Source organism: Paraburkholderia sp. MM6662-R1 (assembly GCF_050436245.1).
Classification (GTDB): Bacteria; Pseudomonadota; Gammaproteobacteria; order Burkholderiales; family Burkholderiaceae; genus Paraburkholderia; species Paraburkholderia tuberum.
In genome coordinates, this window is record NZ_JBNDLV010000004.1 from 2420847 (window position 1) to 2437874 (window position 17028).

The 17028-nt window shown below is 64.0% G+C and carries 16 protein-coding genes and 2 pseudogenes; 10 read left to right on the forward strand and 8 right to left on the reverse strand.

Translation table 11 applies throughout. The features are described from left to right. Position 1: 1 nt before the first annotated feature. Positions 2-856 (reverse strand): helix-turn-helix domain-containing protein, encoded by an 855-nt coding sequence (locus OKW39_RS41010; RefSeq protein WP_090806040.1) that lies wholly within the window; start codon positions 854-856, stop codon positions 2-4. A 108-nt stretch (positions 857-964) separates the two neighbouring features. Between OKW39_RS41010 and OKW39_RS41015 the strand changes: the two genes are divergently transcribed. Further along, entirely contained in the window at positions 965-1111 is a 147-nt protein-coding gene (locus tag OKW39_RS41015) for a hypothetical protein (RefSeq protein ID WP_167368686.1), read from the forward strand. A 109-nt stretch (positions 1112-1220) separates the two neighbouring features. Here the strand turns inward: OKW39_RS41015 and OKW39_RS41020 are convergent, their stop codons facing one another. Further along, complete coding sequence (locus OKW39_RS41020; RefSeq protein ID WP_429565265.1) at positions 1221-2561, reverse strand: type II toxin-antitoxin system HipA family toxin; 1341 nt, start codon at positions 2559-2561, stop codon at positions 1221-1223. 1 nt (position 2562) lies between these two features. Beyond that, a complete protein-coding gene (locus tag OKW39_RS41025; RefSeq protein ID WP_090806037.1) occupies positions 2563-2817 on the reverse strand; it encodes a helix-turn-helix domain-containing protein in 255 nt (84 codons plus the stop codon). Positions 2818-3049: 232 nt separating this feature from the next. On the opposite strand from OKW39_RS41025, the pseudogene OKW39_RS41030 reads away from it, so the two are divergent. The 5 genes and pseudogenes from OKW39_RS41030 to OKW39_RS41050 all read left to right on the forward strand — a co-directional run. Continuing rightward, positions 3050-3220, forward strand: a pseudogene (locus tag OKW39_RS41030) (FAD-dependent oxidoreductase); the annotation flags it as partial. A gap of 109 nt (positions 3221-3329) precedes the next feature. Beyond that, positions 3330-3962: a C39 family peptidase gene (locus OKW39_RS41035; protein ID WP_090806035.1), complete on the forward strand. Its 633-nt coding sequence runs from the start codon at positions 3330-3332 to the stop codon at positions 3960-3962. A 130-nt stretch (positions 3963-4092) separates the two neighbouring features. Further along, positions 4093-5025 carry a bifunctional Delta(1)-pyrroline-2-carboxylate/Delta(1)-piperideine-2-carboxylate reductase gene (gene lhpI, locus OKW39_RS41040; protein WP_429565266.1) on the forward strand — a complete coding sequence of 311 codons (933 nt, stop codon included), beginning with the start codon at positions 4093-4095 and terminating at the stop codon, positions 5023-5025. 236 nt (positions 5026-5261) lie between these two features. Further along, positions 5262-6744 (forward strand): annotated as a pseudogene (zwf, locus tag OKW39_RS41045) (glucose-6-phosphate dehydrogenase). 170 nt (positions 6745-6914) lie between these two features. Then, complete coding sequence (locus tag OKW39_RS41050) at positions 6915-8060, forward strand: nucleoside hydrolase (protein ID WP_429565502.1); 1146 nt, start codon at positions 6915-6917, stop codon at positions 8058-8060. Between the two features lie 39 nt (positions 8061-8099). Here the strand turns inward: OKW39_RS41050 and OKW39_RS41055 are convergent, their stop codons facing one another. Next, positions 8100-9056, reverse strand: a complete 957-nt coding sequence (locus OKW39_RS41055) for a LysR family transcriptional regulator (RefSeq protein WP_429565267.1) — start codon at positions 9054-9056, stop codon at positions 8100-8102. Positions 9057-9799: 743 nt separating this feature from the next. Next, a complete protein-coding gene (locus OKW39_RS41060; protein ID WP_429565268.1) occupies positions 9800-10852 on the reverse strand; it encodes an NAD(P)-dependent alcohol dehydrogenase in 1053 nt (350 codons plus the stop codon). 337 nt (positions 10853-11189) lie between these two features. On the opposite strand from OKW39_RS41060, the gene OKW39_RS41065 reads away from it, so the two are divergent. Further along, complete coding sequence (locus tag OKW39_RS41065; RefSeq protein WP_026225869.1) at positions 11190-12158, forward strand: AraC family transcriptional regulator; 969 nt, start codon at positions 11190-11192, stop codon at positions 12156-12158. Here OKW39_RS41065 and OKW39_RS41070 read toward each other — a convergent pair. From OKW39_RS41070 to OKW39_RS41080, 3 genes are read right to left on the reverse strand one after another with little or no spacing between them, the layout of a single operon-like run. Beyond that, positions 12155-12961 (reverse strand): molybdopterin-dependent oxidoreductase, encoded by an 807-nt coding sequence (locus OKW39_RS41070; RefSeq protein WP_184049935.1) that lies wholly within the window; start codon positions 12959-12961, stop codon positions 12155-12157. The genes OKW39_RS41065 and OKW39_RS41070 overlap by 4 nt on opposite strands. Continuing rightward, positions 12958-13608, reverse strand: a complete 651-nt coding sequence (locus OKW39_RS41075; protein WP_429565269.1) for a cytochrome b/b6 domain-containing protein — start codon at positions 13606-13608, stop codon at positions 12958-12960. The genes OKW39_RS41070 and OKW39_RS41075 overlap by 4 nt, the downstream gene beginning before the upstream one ends. Before the next feature lie 43 nt (positions 13609-13651). Beyond that, on the reverse strand, positions 13652-14293 hold the full coding sequence (locus OKW39_RS41080) for a hypothetical protein (RefSeq protein ID WP_090806023.1): 642 nt from the start codon (positions 14291-14293) through the stop codon (positions 13652-13654). A 231-nt stretch (positions 14294-14524) separates the two neighbouring features. Here OKW39_RS41080 and OKW39_RS41085 point away from each other — a divergent pair, with 231 nt between their 5' ends. From OKW39_RS41085 to OKW39_RS41095, 3 genes are all read left to right on the forward strand, one after another. Then, the gene (locus OKW39_RS41085; protein ID WP_090806021.1) at positions 14525-15196 is read left to right on the forward strand and encodes a heavy metal response regulator transcription factor; all 672 of its coding nucleotides are present in this window, start codon (positions 14525-14527) and stop codon (positions 15194-15196) included. After that, a complete protein-coding gene (locus tag OKW39_RS41090) occupies positions 15193-16593 on the forward strand; it encodes a heavy metal sensor histidine kinase (RefSeq protein ID WP_429565270.1) in 1401 nt (466 codons plus the stop codon). Before OKW39_RS41085 ends, OKW39_RS41090 begins: the two co-directional genes overlap by 4 nt. 104 nt (positions 16594-16697) lie before the next feature. Further along, positions 16698-17000, forward strand: a complete 303-nt coding sequence (locus OKW39_RS41095; protein WP_090806017.1) for a putative quinol monooxygenase — start codon at positions 16698-16700, stop codon at positions 16998-17000. The last annotated feature ends 28 nt before the right edge of the window (positions 17001-17028 follow it).

Genomic DNA, 17028 nt, shown 5'->3' on the forward strand with positions numbered 1-17028 from the left:
TTCAGGGGCGGTTCAGCCGCTTCGACAGATCGGCGACGAGGATCGCCATGCGCGCGGGCTTCTCGTAGCACGCGACGTCGTAATCGCGGATCACCTCGCTGATCTCCGATTCGCTGGCCTTGCCGGTCAGCAGTTCTCCGGTGAGCACGAAGATCGGCGCGTCCGGGTTCTCCGACGCGCGCACCGCGCGAATCGCGGCCGCCGAGGTCTGCGAGCCGAACAGCCAGTCGATGATCACGCCGTCGAACACCTGCGTCTGCAACTGCTCGCTGAAGGCCGCGAGCCCATAGATCGCGACCGCCGTGAAGCCGCTGCGCTCCAGATAATCGCGCAGGTTATCGGCGCTTGCACGATCGTCGTCGACCACCGCGATGGCCGGCTTGTCGGTCTCGGCGCGGCGCGGATAGATCTCGATCTTGTGGACTTCGTACGCGCTCTGATACAGCGCGCCATCATGACGCGAGACGCGCCATTGACCGAGCCGCGAATAGGCGACGAATTCCGGGCGGCTACCCGGTTCGAGCGCCGCGCCGACCCACGCGGTGCAGGCGATTTCGGTCGCGCCGATGCAGAACACCGCCTCCTGGGCGATCGCGCCGACGACGCCCGGATCGAGCGACTGCGCGCCGAATAGCTGCGCCGCGGGTTCGTCGAATACCTCGGCGACTTTCTTGATCTGCGACAGCGTCCACGGACTATTGCCGCGCAGTTTGCGGTGCCCCTGAGAAAAACTCAGATCGAGGATGCGGCATAGCTCCGTGGTTTGCTGTCGCTTGCCGATTCCATGCCTGCTCATCAACTCGCGCACGCGCTCGGCAACCGCGATGGAGTCGGGTGAGTGTGTTTCGTTGGCCATGCTGGGTGAAAATCCGCCGGGTTAAAAGGTACATCTGGAGCGCGGTCGGCAGGCGCAAGCCGACCCTGCGCATGCTATGCGCATGAATCGGCCACGCGGGGACAGCAAATGTACCGTAAAAAAATCACCATTTATGATTTTGTCAGACCGGCCGCCGAGTCCGCTGATGCAAGCGACGCCATGGCCGTGCCGGTGACGTTTGATGCATTGAGCATCAAAAGGCATTCTACCGGTGAAACGATGACGAAACCGTAGGGAATCCACGAATGAGTAGTGCGCAAGGCGACGGATCCGGCCGCTTGCCGCAAAGCCCGGCAGGTCCGCCCTTGCGGAAAAGCCAGGCGAGAGGCGCAATGAAAAGTGTTCAGCTTGCCGGCATCGTGTCGAGCCGGGCCGCCGAATTTTGAAGTCCTTTGAAAATCCGCTCGGCGACCTTGCCCGGAAAGCGCTCGGGCAACTCCGCCGAGACCCGCTCGATCACGCCGGGTGTCTGCTCGATCAGACGCTGGAGCAGCGGCTCGGCGTCGGCGCCGTACGAGCATTTCAACGCCATCGCGTTGAAGTGTCGCCGCTGCACGTCGCGAAACGCATCGTGCTTGCTGCGCGACCATAGACCCATCGCAAGCCGCGCCTTGTACCACGACCACTGGTTCGGGCCGTTGCCCTCGACCGGCCAGATCGACATCACGTCGTAAAGCGGTGTCAGACGGTACTGGCCACCGGCGAGCAGGCGGATGCTGAAGTTCTTCGCGTGGCCGTCCGGCGCGGCCAGCATCCAGAACAGGATCTGGCTCGCGAGCAGGGTCTCGATGTCCTGCCGCGCCTCGACCGATTGCTGCAGAATCCGCGCGAGGTCGAGCACGCCGGGGCCGCCCTCGTTTTCGTACTTGCGATGCGACGGCACGCCGAACACCTGGCAGAAATCTTCCTGCGGCAGACGCAGCAGCCAGCGGCCGCTCGAATGCATCTGCCGGTCGAAGCGTTCGACGGCGAGCACGCGCTGCTTGCCGAACCTGAGCACCTCGGTGTTCGCGACCGGCAGGCCGAACGCGCGCAGAATCTGCAGACACAGCCACTCGTTTTCGACCGACGTGCTGAGATCGGCGAGCCGGTTGCCGACCAGCCCGAGCGGCAGCTTGAAGATATGCGTGGTCGGCGTCGCGCCGTGCGGCCGTTGCCATTGGCCGTCGTGCCACAGCAGCGCGGTTTTCTCCTGCGCGCCGGCGAGCGAGATGCGGAAATCGTCAAATTCGTCGGGCGCGCCGAGCGTCGGTTTGCCGACCGTCTGCGCGAGCAGCGCCTCGATGTCGTCGTCGGAAAGCGGCGTGCCTTCGATGCGCTGGACCCCGGCCGGCGCGTCGTCTTCGGCGAGCAACTGGACCGCGCCGACGCAGTCGCGGCCGATGGCCTGCAGCAGGTCGAACGCGTTGAGCGTTTCGGTCCGGTAGCGCTGCGCGATGCGTTTGCGGATGACGTCGCTGTCGGGCAGCAGGTTGTCGAAGTAGTTGAGCACCCGCGGCCCTTTGTGCGTCATGTTGCCGGGCGTGAACGGCAGCGACAGAGACAGCGGACGACCCGCGGGCGACGCGATCCAGGCGGCGTCGTAGGCGAACTCCATCGGGCCGCGCGCGGGCAGCCGCCAGAGCCCGACGCGCTCGCCGTTGGCCCACACCGACAATGCCTTCGAAGCGGTTTGCCGGGCCATCTCACCACTCGACGTTCGGTGCCGGCTCGGAGCTCGGCTGATTTTTGTCGCGCAACTGCAGTTGCAGGCCGTAGGCGCCGCACAGCGCGAGCAGCTGGGTGAGCGTGAGCCCGCTCGCATCGGTTTCGAGCGCGGAAATGCGGCTTTGGCTCACGCCGACGCGCGCGGCGGCCTCGGTCTGCGTGAGGCCGGCCTGGCGGCGGCTGGCCGCTAGCAACTGCGCGAGCTGGTCCGACGTGGCGATCAGATGGAGCATGGCGGATTATCTGCGAGACGAATAAACGCAATTTATGCGTGAGATGAATATTTGTCAAATATTTGTGTGACGCATAATCGACGAATATTCGTGTGACGGATAATCGGGCATTCCGGCAGGCGCCGGCCGCGCCGTCCCGGCTGCGACCAGCCGCGGTGCCGACTGTCGCTCGTCATTGCGGACGATGGCTCCCACTGCGAAGATGACACCCACATCTCCAACCCGCCCACCCATGACCACGACTTACCCGCTGCACTCGACCTTCACGCCCGCCGACCAATCGTTTCCCAGCCACGCCGACGTCGTGATCGCCGGTGCCGGCATCATGGGCTGCGCGGCCGCTTATTACCTGGCGCGGCGCGGCCTGTCGGTGGCGGTGCTCGACAAGTCGCGGATCGCCGGGTAGCAGTCATCGCGCGCGTGGGGCTTCGTGCGTCAGCAGGGTCGCGAAGCCGCGGAGGTAAACCCCGCGCAACCCAGCCCGATGCAACCCAACCCGACCGATACCGCCGATGATCGAACCCGTTCTCCGCCACGCCGACGTCCCGTACTACACGCAATGGGGCAGCCCCGAGTGGGTGCGCGCCATCGTCGAACAGCAGCGCGACCCGTGCGACGATCCGCACTGGCAGCGCAGCGGTTTCGCCGACCCCGAGCGCTATCGCTTCTGGGCGCAACGCCTGTGCGGGCTGACGTGCCTCGAGTCGGCTCTCGACTACTGGAGCATCGATCACGCGCCGCGCGCCGCACTGCTCGACGACGCGCTGCGGCACGGCGTATACCGGTTGCGCGACGATGGTGGCGTCGACGGTCTGATCTACCGGCCGTTCGCCGACTGGGCGGGCCCGGCGTTCGGCCTCGATATCGAGGTGCTGCCGCAGGCGTCGCTCGAGGAGATCGCGGCGCGGCTCGACGACGATACGCTCGCGATCGTGTCGGTGAGTCCCGAGATCCGCTATCCGGAGCGGACGAACCAGCGGCGGGGCGGTCATCTGATCCTGCTGCACGGGCGGGATCGCGGCGGCGTGTGGTTTCACAACCCGTCGGGCGTCGCGCCGCATCAGTCCGACGTGTACCTGCCGTTCGCGACGATGTCGCGTTTCTATGCAGGGCGGGGGATGACGCTCAGCCGCGGCACGAGCTAGCCAGCGCGCTGGGCATCAAGCGGAGTTCGCGATTCGGCGGGCAGTAGACGTCCACACGACTGGTCAATTTTTTCGCGCTCGGTTACGGTGACGTCATGCCCACTCCATCCCCCATTGGATCGTTCCGCCCATGACCCGCCCGACCACGCAGATCTTCGACGCCGCCGCCACCGCGCGGCTGATGCCTTACGCAGCGCTTGTCGACGCGTTGAGGCGCGCTAGCATCGACTACGCGCAACGACGCATCGTGTGCCCCGAGCGGCTCGTCGTGCCGCTGAACGCCGGCGGCGTCATGCTGTCGATGCCCGCCACCGCGCCCGATCTCGCGATCCACAAGCTCGTCAATGTGTGCGCGAGCAACGGTGCGCGCCATCTGCCGACGATCCACGGTCAGGTCATGGCCTTCGATGCCGATACCGGCGAGACGCTGTTCATCCTCGATGGTCCGACAGTGACGGGGCGCCGGACCGCGGCGATGTCGATGCTCGGCGTCGCGACGTTCGCCGCGCGCGCGCCGCGTGAATTCCTGCTGATCGGCACCGGCACGCAGGCGCTCAATCATCTGGAGGCGATCGGCGAACTGTTTGCCGACGCGCGCGTGTGGGTCAAGGGCAGCGCGCCCGCGCGCGCCGAAGCGTTCTGCGCGGCGCAGCGCGGCAAGGTGCGTGAGCTGCGGCCGCTCGCGGATGCGGGCGCGACGATTCCCGCTTCGGTCGACGTCGTGATCGCGTTGACCACGAGCAAACAGCCGGTCTACGACGAGACGGCGCGCGCCGAGCGGCTCGTGATCGGCGTCGGCGCTTTCACGCCGCAGATGGTCGAGATCGGCGCGACTACGATCGCGGGCAGCGCGCTGTTCGTCGACGATCAGGCTGGCGCAATGCACGAGGCCGGCGATTTCATCCAGGCCGGTGTCGATTGGGCGCGGGTGGGCGGGATCGCCGCGGTGCTCGAGCAGACGCAGCCCTTGCCGGCGGGGCCGGTGGTGTTCAAGAGCGTCGGCTGCGCGGCGTGGGATCTGGCCGCATGCCGGGTCGCGCGTGACGCGCTGGCGCGCGGCTGACCGTCAGCGGCCCAACCGGCAAATAATCCCGCAAAATATCCGGAAAAAACGACTGTCTGGCGCGCAAGGTTGGCAACTTGCGCTAACCTGCGGCAGATGCTGCCGTGCAAACTATCTCAAAACGTTGCACCATGGATGTTTGCCGGAAAAAGCGCCATAGCGGACGTGAGCCGTAGCCCGTCCGCCCGCCGCCGATTCCTGATCGACGCCTTCCCCCTAGACGCTGCGACCGTGCCATGACGACCCAACAAGCTCCTGCCACACCCGACCTGCCGCTCGACATGATCATCTTCGGCGGCACCGGCGACCTGTCGTTCCGCAAGCTGCTGCCCGCGCTGTACATGGCGCATCTGCACTGCAACCTGCCGCCCGACACCCGCATTCTGACGATCGGGCGCAAGCCCTGGTCGCGCGAGGAATACATCAGCGAATTCATGGAGCAGAAGGCCAAGCCCTTCATCGACGAAAAAGCGTTCGACGCGTCGGCGTGGGACAAATTCCTCGCGATTTTCGAATACGTGCGGATGGACGTCGATGCGGCCGAGGACTACCTGCGCCTGAAGGAAGCGTCGCGCGACGGCGTGAACCGCTGTGTTCTATCTCGCGACCTCGCCGGATCTGTTCACCCATATCTGCGACAACCTGTCGTCGGCCGGGCTCGTCGACGGCAATTCGCGGGTGGTGCTCGAAAAGCCGCTCGGCCACGATCTCGCGTCCGCTCAGGAGATCAACAACGCGGTCGGCAAGCATTTCGAAGAAGCGCAGATCTACCGGATCGACCACTACCTCGGCAAGGAAACCGTGCAGAACCTGATGGTGCTGCGCTTCGGCAATCCGATTTTCGGGCCGCTGTGGCAGGCGCCGTACATCAAGAGCGTGCAGATCACAGTGGCCGAAACGGTCGGCGTGGGCAGCCGCGCGGGGTTCTACGACAAGACCGGCGCGCTGCGCGACATGGTGCAGAACCACCTGCTGCAACTGCTGTGCATCGTCGCGATGGAGCCGCCGGTGTCGCTCGATCCCGACGCGGTGCGCGACGAAAAGCTGAAGGTGCTGCGCTCGCTGCGGCCGATGACGCCCGAGGACATCGCGCGCGACACGGTGCGCGGCCAGTACACGGCGGGCGCGGTGGATGGCGAGGCGGTCAAGGGCTACCTCGAGGAAGACAACGTGCCGGCGGGCAGCCGCGCCGAAACCTTTGTCGCGTTGCGCGCGCGGATCAACAACTGGCGCTGGGCCAACGTGCCGTTCTTCCTGCGCACCGGCAAGCGGATGCAGAAGAAGCTGTCGGAGATCGTCATCGAATTCTCCGATCTGCCGTTCTCGATCATCCCGAGCGGTGGACGAACCTACGGCAATCGTCTGGTGATCCAGTTGCAACCCGAAGAGTCGATCCAGCTGCAAGTGCTCGCGAAAGAGCCGGGCAGCGGCATGCACATGCTGCCGGTGAGCCTGAACCTCGACCTGCAGCAGGCGTTCACCGAGCGTCGCGCGGAAGCCTATGAGCGGCTTCTGATCGACGTGATCCGCGGACGTCTGACGCACTTCATGCGCCGCGACGAACTCGAAGCGGCATGGGCGTGGGCCGAGCCGATTCTCGAAGGCTGGGCGAAGTCGGGCGAGCGGCCGCGCTCATATTCGGCGGGCACGTTCGGACCGGCGGCATCGACCGCGTTGATGACGCGGGAAAACGCCGTGTGGGCGGAGGAATCGCAGTAACGGGCTTTTGACAGCGCGCTATTCGAAGCGGCTCGCGACGTTGCAGTGGCGTCGCGAGCCGCTTTTGCGTGTGCTGTCGTTGCCGCGCTGATCATTCGTCATTCATACGGCTTGCGCCTATGATGGTTTCCTTGTCCGCGTCACTCAGCGGCATTCCAAACGGGGCATCGATGGGGCGAATTCTCGTGGCATTGATCTGGGCGGCAAGCGTGGCAATCACCCTCGATCTCACGGCTTGCGCCAGCAGCAGTCTCGATGCCCGGAGCGATCCGCCGAAGGTGATCATCGACAGCGACTACAACACGCTCGGCGACGACGGCCAGCTCGGGGTGATGGCCGCGCAATTGCAGGCGCAGGGCGCGCTGAAAGTGCTCGGCCTTACCGTGGTGTCGGGCAATCAGTGGCTGAAGCAAGGTGTTGCCGATGCGCTGAAATCGGTCGAACGACTCGGCGTCGAACAACAGATCGGCGTCTATGCGGGCGCCAACTACGCACTGACGCACGACTTCAAAACGATCCAGCGGGAACTGAAGGAATTCCCCGGCGGCGATGGCTATGTTGGCGCATGGAGCAAGCCCGAGCCGAAATCGGCTAGCGACCTCGTCGCGCCGCCGGACGGCTTCGCGACGCACACGAAGGTGCAGAGCCAGAGCGCGATCGACTTCATCGCCGAATCGGTCAAGCGGTACCCGGGCGAGGTGACGATCCTCGCGATCGGCCCGCTGACCAACATCGCGTTGGCCACGCGCGAGCATCCCGAGATCGTGCCGCTGATCAAGCAGATCATTTACATGGGCGGCGCGATCGACGTGCGGGGCAATACCACGCCCGCCGCCGAATTCAACTGGTGGTTCGATCCCGCAGCGGCGAAAGCGGTGCTGCGTCTGCCGATCAAACAGACGGTGATTCCGCTCGACGTGACGGATACCGTGAAAATGGACAAGGCACTGTACGATCGCGTCGCGCACGATCCGGCGAAGCAGACCATCATCACGCAACTGTTCAGGACGTTGAACGGCTACGGATACGACGGCAAGAACGGCTTCGAGACCGATCCGAACTACACGACGAACATCTGGGACACGCTGACGCTCGCTTATCTGATGCATCCGTCGTTCGCGACGCAGACCGTCGAGGAGTGGGTGGATGTGGATACGGGCTTCGGCGCCAACGATGGCAAGGCAAGGGGCTACACGAGTTCGCCGCCGCCGGGTTTGCAGAAGATGACGGTCGTCAAACGATTTGATAATCCGGCGTTTTTTAATTTCTATGTCGATCTGCTGACGCGGCCGGTGCCGGTGCGGCCGTTGGACTAGTCAACGCGCGAGCGCCGCGCGCCCGGACCCGCACCCGCTTCACGCGGGATGTAGGCCGCGCAGCAACTGACGCACGCGCGACAGATCCTGCTCGACGTGCCCGGCTTTCTCGAACAGCTCCGCGAGCCAATCGACGAACGCGCGCACGCGCGGCGACACGCGGCGGTTCTTCACATACGCGACCGAGACCGGCATCGGCACGGGTTTCCATTGCGGCAGCACCTCATGCAGCAAGCCCGAATCGAGGTAAGGCTGCGCGGCGATGCGCGCGGGCTGGATTATGCCGAGGCCTTGCAGTCCGCAGGTCAGGTACGCCTGTTCGTCGCTGACTTGTACGAAGCCGTTGAGCTTGACCTTGCGCGCTTCGCCGCTCACTTCGAAATCGAAGTCGCATTCGCGGCCGCTATGCGGCGACACGCAGTTGACCGCGACGTGCGCGCGCAGATCATCGAGATCGGCGGGCGTGCCGTGGCGGGCCAGGTAGGCCGGACTCGCGCAGGTGACCTGATCGAGCGTGCCGAGTTGCCGCGCGACGAGATTGGAATCGGGCAATTCACCGAGCTGGATGCTGCAGTCGATTGCTTCGGAGACCAGATCGACGGTGCGGTTGCTGACGCCGATCGCGAGGTCGAGGTTCGGGTAACGGGTGTGGAACTCGTCTAGCGACGGCAGCACGATTGCACTCGCTACCGCGCTGGGCATTTCGATGCGGAGGCGGCCGGTGAGGTTGTCGGTCGAATTACGGAGGCTGGCTTCCATTTCGTCGATGTCGGCCAGGATTTGCGCGCAGCGTTCGTAGTAGGCGGCGCCCTCCGGCGTGATGCTCAGGCGGCGCGTCGTACGGACTAACAGCGCTGTGCCCAGCAGGGCTTCCAGGTTCTGGACGATCGTCGTCGCCGTTGCGCGCGGAATGTTTAATGACTCCGCTGCGCGGGTGAAGCTGTTGGTGTCCACAATTCGGATGAATGTGCGCATTGCAGTTATTCTGTCGATCACTGGGATGCTCCAAATGGTTTTCTCTTTTTTTGCCTGCGGCGGATTTGTCTTTGTTCTTGTGGTGTTGGCCTTTCCTTGCTGACTTATCGGTCTATTAGCGTTGCCCCTGTGCGGGGCGGCACCTACTTTCTTTGCTGCTGCAAAGAAAGTAGGCAAAGAAGACAGCTCAAACCGCTAATTCTTAAGCGGGCACCGTGCTCCACGAATGGCAGTGGTGCATCTGGAATCCGTGCCCCCGCACATTCCACGGCAGTGACAAAGCCGTCATCCATCCCACTCCGCACTACGTGCGTCGCGGACGGGTACGCAAGGAAAACCAGAGTGTTTTTTTAGGTTAGTGGGACCATTGGCCGCGCCTCGGCAGTACGCCGAAAACGACCAATGGTTTGAGACCAGCGCTTCGGCGCGCGCAGCGCCGCCGGAAGAATGATGGCCTTGTCACTAACGCGGAGTGTGCGGGAACACATATTCCAGATGCACCACTACCCGAGGTGGACAAAGGGACCCGCTTAAGAGTTAGCGGTTTGAGCTGTCTTCTTTGCCTACTTTCTTTGCAGCAGCAAAGAAAGTAGGTGCCGCCCCGCACAGGGGCAACGCCAATAGACCGACAAGAAATCAAGGAAAGGCCAACGCCCTAAGAACACAGAAAAAAAGGGCGAAGGCAAAAAAAACACAACAACAAAACAGAACCCCGCGCCGCAGGCGCAAAAAAACCACCCGCTGCGCGGCCAAAAAAGTTGCTATTACTTCCGCATCGAATCCATATCAACCACAAACCGATACTTCACATCGCTCTTGAGCATGCGCTCATAAGCTTCATTAATCTTCTGCATCGGAATCATTTCAATATCAGAAGTAATGCCATGCTTGCCACAGAAATCGAGCATCTCCTGCGTCTCGGCAATACCGCCAATCAGCGAACCAGCAAGGCGCCGCCGCTTGAAGATCAGATTGAACACCTGCGGCGACGGATGATCGTGCTCCGGCGCACCCACCAACGTCATCGTCGCGTCACGCTTGAGCAGATTCAAAAACGGATTCAGATCATGCTGCGCAGCCACCGTATTGAGAATGAAATCGAAGCTATTCACATGCGCTTCCATCTCCTGCGGATTCTTCGAAACCACGACTTCATGCGCGCCAAGCCGCTTCGCATCCTCGATCTTCGACGGCGAAGTCGTAAACAGCACGACATGCGCGCCCATCGCCCGAGCGAGCTTCACACCCATATGGCCGAGTCCACCGAGGCCGACAATCCCGACTTTCTTGCCCGGGCCCACGCCCCACGTGCGTAGCGGCGAATACGTGGTGATGCCCGCGCACAGCAGCGGCGCGACACCCGCGGCGTCGAGATTCCGCGGCACGCGCAGCGTAAAAGCCTCATCGACGACCAGTTGCGTCGAATAGCCGCCGTAAGTGACCTGTCCGTCGACGCGATCGACACCGTTATACGTGCCCACCCAACCGTTCTCGCAATACTGCTCGAGACCTTCCGCGCAGCTTGAACAGGTGCGGCACGAATCGACCAGACAGCCGACCGCGACCAGTTCACCGACCTTGTACTTCGTCACGTTCGGACCAACCGCGGTCACACGGCCTACGATCTCGTGGCCCGGCACGACCGGGTAGATCGTGTTCTTCCATTCGTTGCGCGCCTGATGCAGGTCGGAATGGCACACGCCGCAGTACAGCACTTCCATCTGCACGTCATGGGCGCGGGGTGCGCGGCGCTGGATTTCAAATGGGGCGAGCGGCGCGGTCGCGTCGGTCGCTGCATAGGCATACGTCGTGCTCATGGATGGCTCCAGCAAAGAGGGTGATGGCGCAACATGCGACGCGCCGACGATGCGCAACACTGGGTTGCGGATGCGGCGGGCCGCAGCATGAACCGGGATCGGGGCGCGAGCGTTGGGGGCCGCCGTTGGCAAGCTGTCGGCGCATGGCGGTCGATGACCGCGCACGCTGCGCGCGTCGAAAAAGGCGATCCGGCAGGGTTCCCATCTTAGGGACCCGGCGCTGCCCGGGGAATACCTGATCGTCTTGAAGGTTTGCCTAAAACTCCGGAGGGGCAGCGCGACAGGCTGTTTGATGCTAAATTTCAAGCATTATTCTCTTGGCCGTCGCCATATCGTCATGTCCACTCAAGCTGTCGGTTCCATTCCGGAAGACCCCGCGCAACGCCGCTTGCTCGAACTGTTCAACCTGCTCGCGCCGAATGCCGGCATGACGCGCTCGAGCCTCGAAGGCGTCAGCCTGCTGCGCGCGAATCGTCCGATGCCGCGCATGCCGGTCATGTACGAGCCGAGCATCGTGATCGTCTGTCAGGGGCGCAAGCGCGGCTATCTCGGCGATCAGGTGTTCCAGTACGACGCGCAGCAGTACCTGGTGCTGTCGGTGCCGTTGCCGTTCGAATGCGAGACCGAGGCAAGCGAACAGGAGCCGTTTCTCGGCATGTCGGTGCGCGTCGATCTGACGATGGTCGCCGAACTGCTGATGGCGCTCAACGAAACCCAGGGCCTCGCGCAATACGAACCGGCCGGCATGTATTCGACGCCGCTCGATGCCGCACTGAGCAGCGCGGTGCAGCGTCTGCTGGAGGCGCTCGCGTCGCCGCTCGACGCGCAAATCCTGGCGCCTGGCATCGTCCGGGAAATCTGTTATCGCGTGTTGACCGGCGAGCAGGGCGGCGCGATTCGCGCGGCGCTCACGCATCAGAATCACTTTGGCCGCATCGCGAAGGCGCTGCGGCGCATTCATGCGGACTACCACGCGTCGCTCGACGTCGATACGCTCGCGGCCGAGGCCGGCATGAGCCTCGCGGTGTTTCATGCGCAATTCAAGGCGGTCACCGCGACCTCGCCGATGCAGTACGTGAAGACCACGCGTCTGCATCACGCGCGTCTGTTGATGGTGCAGGATGGCTTGAATGCGGGCGCGGCCGCCGTGCGGGTCGGTTACGAAAGCGCGTCGCAGTTCAGCCGCGAGTTCAAGCGGCTGTTCGGCCTGAGTCCCGTCGACGAGGTCAAGCGCATGCGCGTCGCTCACGATGCGCCGCCGCCGCGCGCGCACAAGCCGGTGCCGCGTTATGTGACCGCGGTCTAAAGCCCGCTGAACCAGTTGTAGCCCTGATCTTCCCAGTAGCCGCCCGGGTTCGTGTTGGTCACGAAGATCGCGGCGATGTGCTTCGGGTTCTTGAAGCCGAGCTTGGTCGGCACGCGCAGCTTCAGCGGATAGCCGTATCTGGCCGGCAGCGGCGCGTTGCGGAAATCGAGCGTCAATTGCGTTTGCGGATGCAGCGCGGTCGCCATGTCGAGGCTCGAGTAATAGCGGTCCGCGCATTTGAAACCGACGTAGCGCGCGCTCAGATCGGCACCGATCAGCTCGAGAAACGTGCGAAACGGCACGCCGCTCCATTGTCCGATCGCGCTCCATCCTTCGATGCACACGTGACGCGTGATCTGCGAGACCTGCGGCAACCTGCGCAGCTGCTCGAGACTCCAGCCGCGTTTATCCGCGACGAGCCCCGATACTTCGAGCCGATAGGTCGAGCCGTCGATATCGGGCGCGTCGAACTCGGGATAGAACGCGTTGAACGGAAACGGATCGGTGATATCGCGCGCCGAATAGGTCGGCGCGAGTTTGTTGCGATTGAACAGCCACGCCTGCACGCGGTCGTTCCAGCGCGACATCGCCCATAGCACCTTGTCGACGGAATCGTTGTCCTGCAGGTTGCAGCCGGACAGCATCGCGAGCGCGCCGATCGATAGCGACGAGCGCAGAAACAAGCGGCGTTGCAACTGCTCGATCCGCGGCCGGTGCTCGGCAAGCACGATGCGTGAGCGGCGCGCGTCTTCTGTATTGGCGTGCGTATCGTTCGCCGTGTCGGTTCGTTGCGGGGCGCTCATGCGCGAGTCCTCTCGGAGGCTTGATCGATGCGCTGCGCGTTGCGCCGGGCGCGTCCGGTGACCATCGGCGGCAACGTGCGAGGCACCAGCAGCACCAGCAGCAGATGCACGACGACAAAGCCGACCACGCCGGCCATCGCGACGAAATGCACGCGGCGCGCAAAATCGAAGCCGCCGAACAGCGCGGTTAGCCACGACAATTGCACCGGCTTCCAGATCGACAGTCCCGATGCGACCAGCAGCAAGCCGAGCAGCAGTACCAGCAGATACAACGCGCGCTGCACGGCGTTGTACTTGCCGGTGTCGTGCGGCAGTCTGAGGCGCAACGCCAGCGCCGCGTCGCGCGCCAGCTCGCGGGCACGCACCGGCAGCAGCTTGCGACGCAAATGGCCTCTCGCGACGCCATGCGCGAGATACAGCAGGCCGTTCGCGCACAGCAGCCACATCGCCGCGAAGTGCCATGCGATCGAGCCGCCGAGCCATCCGCCGACCGTCGCCCACACGGGGAACCGGAACGGAAAGATCGGCGACGCGTTATAAATCGCCCAGCCGCTCATCACCATGCAGACCATCGCGAACGCATTGATCCAGTGCGTCACGCGAACGACGAGGGGATGAACGACCAGAAATGCTTGCGAGTCGGGCATAGTCTTCAAAGACGAGGGGGAGGAAGACGAACGACGCGCCGCTTTACATCGGCGGCGTCACGCCATGCTCGCCGGCCGAAATGAAATTCGCCGCCATCGCGCCGTCCGCTTCCTTGTGCGCGAACAGCACGACCTTCGTGCCGGGCGTGAGCAACGCGCGGTTGCCCGGCTCCAGACTGACGATGGGCACGTCCTGCGGAATCACGATCTTCTTCTCGCCATCCTTGTACTTGATGGTAATCGTGCGGCCGTTGCTGACCACGAGCGAGCCGACCGTGCCGTTCGTCATCGTGCTGTTCGCGCCGAGATCCCACGGCCGATGACCTTCGCCCGAACCGCGCATGCTCGGCGGGAATACATGCACTTCGAGCGCCTTCAACGTGCCGTCGGGCTGCGGAATCGCGGCGGTGCCGACGTAGCTGTCCGGCTTGATGTCGCTGACGTTGGCGAGCGTGACGCCGCGAATCGGCGTGTCGGCGGCCAGCTTCACGTCGACGTCCTGACCATTGCGCGTGTGGACTTTGAGCAGATCGCCCGACAGCGACGTCACCGTGCCGCGCACGCCGGTCGGCGCGGCGGTCTGGGCCGAAGCCGCGAATGTCGTCGCGAGCAGCACGGCGGCGAGTGCGGGGACGGCGAGGGCGCGCAGCGTTCGTGCGCGGGCGATCTTCATGCGGGTCTTCATGAGGCAACTCCAGGAAGGGATGCAGCGTGGTGGACGGTGCGTTCAGACTAGCCGTCGCATCGGCTCATCAGAGTGACGGGAGGATGACAAAAACGTCATCAAGGGTCGATGGCGGCCACGTAGAATGGCCGCCGGGAGCGCTGCGGTTGTTCTCGAGCGCTGTCATCAGGCTTTTTGCGCGTGCGAGCGCGGCCTTTACGGTCGCATCGCGCGAGAGGAGCAGCGGGCATCATGAGCATTCTGGTCATCGAAGACGATCCGAAAACCGGCGACTATCTGAAGAAGGGCCTGCGCGAGCATGGCTACGCGGTCGACCTCGCGCGCACCGGCACGGACGGCCTGCATCTGGCGCTCGAGCATGAATACGAACTGGTCGTTCTCGACGTGATGCTGCCCGGCATCGACGGATGGGAAATCATGCGGGCGTTGCGTGCGCGGCGCGATCTGCGGGTGATTTTCCTGACCGCGCGCGATCAGGTCAGCGACCGCATTCGCGGTCTCGAACTCGGCGCCGACGACTACCTGGTCAAACCGTTTTCGTTTACCGAGCTGGTGCTGCGCGTTCGCACGCTGTTGCGCCGTGGCGTGATCCGCGAGAGCGACGTGTTCGAAGTCGCCGACCTCAAGCTCGACGTATTGCGCCGCCGGGTCACGCGCGAGGGCGTCGACATTGCGCTGACCAACAAGGAGTTCATGCTGCTGCATCTGCTGGTGCGCCGCGAGGGCGAAGCGCTGTCACGCTCGCAGATCGCGTCGGAAGTGTGGGACATGAACTTCGATAGCGACACCAACGTGGTCGACGTGGCGATCAAGCGCTTGCGCGCGAAGGTCGATCACCCGTTCGGGAAGAAGCTGATTCACACGGTGCGCAGCATCGGCTACACGTTCGGCGACGGCGCATGAAACTCTGGAGCGAACGCTCGCTGATCGCGCGCACCACGTTGCTGTTCGCGCTGATCGCCTGCGCGGTGATCGGCTCGCTCGGCGCGTATTTTTATCATTCCGCCGAAGTCTCGCTGCAACGCCGCGCCGACGTCGTGCTGAGCGGCCGTGTCGAGCATTTCAGCCGCATCGTGCACGACCTTTATTCGGTTAGCGAATTAAAAAAGCGCCCGCTGCTGTTCGAGACGATGCTCGGCGCGGAAGAGGACGTGCTGATCTTCCGACGGCCGGGCGAAGCACCGTTCGTCGACGTGAATCCGGGCAGGCTCGCGGTGCCTGATCTACAGGTCGGCCCGGCGGGCAATCCGCCGGGTGCCGCCGACATGCGTCAGACGCGCCTCTCCGACGGCGTGCCGGTGCATTGGGCGATTGCGACCGCGACAGCGCGCGAGGATGGCGCCGAAGTCGAGGTGATCGCAGGCCATCCGATGACGAACGAAATGCGCATGCTGGACGAATACCGCAACCGCATCGTGCTGGCGACGCTGAGCGGCATGCTGGCCGCGACGCTGCTCGCTTACGGCGTGCTGCGCCGCGCGCTGCGACCGGTTCGCGAGATCGCCACGCGGGCCGCGCAAATCAGTCCGACGAACCTGGCGGTCCGGCTCGACGACGAAGCGGCGCCGGTGGAACTGCGTCAACTTACGCACGCGTTCAACGCGATGCTCGATCGTCTCGCCGACGGCTATCAACGCCTGCAGCAGTTTTCCGCCGATCTCGCGCACGAGATTCGCACGCCGGTCGGCGCGCTGGTCGGCCAAACCCAGGTGGCGCTCGCGCAGCCGCGCGAACCCGACGAATATCAGCACCTGCTCGAATCGAATCTCGAGGAGTTGAATCGCCTGAGCCATATCGCGGAGAACATCCTGTTTCTCGCGCATGCGGATCATGCGGCGTTGTCGATCGAGCGGCAGCCGGTCGATCTGCGTGGCGAGCTCATCAGGATCGCCGACTATTTCGAAGGCCTGGCCGACGAACGCGGGATGCGTTTCGAAGTCGACGCGGCGGGCGTCGCGTCTGCCAATCCGATGCTCTGCCGCCGCGCCATCAACAATCTGGTCGTCAACGCGGTGCGTTACGGCGCGGGCGACACGATCGTGCGCCTGCGCGGCGCGCAGGACGAAGCAGGCGCGCTGGTGACGGTCGAAAACGAGGGCGAGCCGATTCCCGCCATGCAACTCGACCGGCTGTTCGACCGCTTCTATCGCGGCGACGCGGCACGCAGCGCGTTCACCGAATCGAACGGACTCGGGCTCGCGATCGTGAAGGCGATCATGCATCTGCATGGCGGCAGCGCGCGTGTGGTGTGTCCGCTGCCAGGCGTCGTGCGCTTCGAGCTGCGCTTTCCGGGCGCGTGACTTGCTTGCGGGGTAAGTCCGGCGCCGCCTCAGCCGACGCCGCCTATACTTTTCAAAGCGCTTTGAAAGGACCGTTCGCTGCCGAACTCACCAGGAGTCGCATCATGGTCAAGCTCGCTTTGTATGTCCGTCTGGAAGCCAAGCCCGGTAAGGAAAAGGAAGTCGAGGCGTTTCTGCTCGGCGGCCTGCCGCTCGTCGAGCAGGAGCCGGCCACCGCCGCGTGGTTCGGTCTGAAGCTCGGTCCGTCGACGTACGCCATTTTCGACGCGTTCGAAGACGAAGCCGGCCGCGACGCGCATCTGAACGGCAAGGTCGCGGCCGCGTTGATGGAGAAGGCGGGCGAGCTGTTCGCGTCGCCACCGAGCATCGTCAAGCTGGATGTGCTCGCGGCCAAACTGCCGGGCTGAGGTTGAGCGTTGCGTTGGCGTGGTGAAC

Bases quoted from the DNA above. Each gene is read 5' to 3' on its own strand.
- OKW39_RS41010 (WP_090806040.1), bottom strand. From the start codon at position 856: ATGGCCAACGAAACACACTCACCCGACTCCATCGCGGTTGCCGAGCGC.
- OKW39_RS41015 (WP_167368686.1), top strand. From the start codon at position 965: ATGTACCGTAAAAAAATCACCATTTATGATTTTGTCAGACCGGCCGCC.
- OKW39_RS41020 (WP_429565265.1), bottom strand. From the start codon at position 2,561: ATGGCCCGGCAAACCGCTTCGAAGGCATTGTCGGTGTGGGCCAACGGC.
- OKW39_RS41025 (WP_090806037.1), bottom strand. From the start codon at position 2,817: ATGCTCCATCTGATCGCCACGTCGGACCAGCTCGCGCAGTTGCTAGCG.
- OKW39_RS41035 (WP_090806035.1), top strand. From the start codon at position 3,330: ATGATCGAACCCGTTCTCCGCCACGCCGACGTCCCGTACTACACGCAA.
- lhpI (WP_429565266.1), top strand. From the start codon at position 4,093: ATGACCCGCCCGACCACGCAGATCTTCGACGCCGCCGCCACCGCGCGG.
- OKW39_RS41050 (WP_429565502.1), top strand. From the start codon at position 6,915: ATGGGGCGAATTCTCGTGGCATTGATCTGGGCGGCAAGCGTGGCAATC.
- OKW39_RS41060 (WP_429565268.1), bottom strand. From the start codon at position 10,852: ATGAGCACGACGTATGCCTATGCAGCGACCGACGCGACCGCGCCGCTC.
- OKW39_RS41065 (WP_026225869.1), top strand. From the start codon at position 11,190: ATGTCCACTCAAGCTGTCGGTTCCATTCCGGAAGACCCCGCGCAACGC.
- OKW39_RS41070 (WP_184049935.1), bottom strand. From the start codon at position 12,961: ATGAGCGCCCCGCAACGAACCGACACGGCGAACGATACGCACGCCAAT.
- OKW39_RS41075 (WP_429565269.1), bottom strand. From the start codon at position 13,608: ATGCCCGACTCGCAAGCATTTCTGGTCGTTCATCCCCTCGTCGTTCGC.
- OKW39_RS41080 (WP_090806023.1), bottom strand. From the start codon at position 14,293: ATGAAGACCCGCATGAAGATCGCCCGCGCACGAACGCTGCGCGCCCTC.
- OKW39_RS41085 (WP_090806021.1), top strand. From the start codon at position 14,525: ATGAGCATTCTGGTCATCGAAGACGATCCGAAAACCGGCGACTATCTG.
- OKW39_RS41090 (WP_429565270.1), top strand. From the start codon at position 15,193: ATGAAACTCTGGAGCGAACGCTCGCTGATCGCGCGCACCACGTTGCTG.
- OKW39_RS41095 (WP_090806017.1), top strand. From the start codon at position 16,698: ATGGTCAAGCTCGCTTTGTATGTCCGTCTGGAAGCCAAGCCCGGTAAG.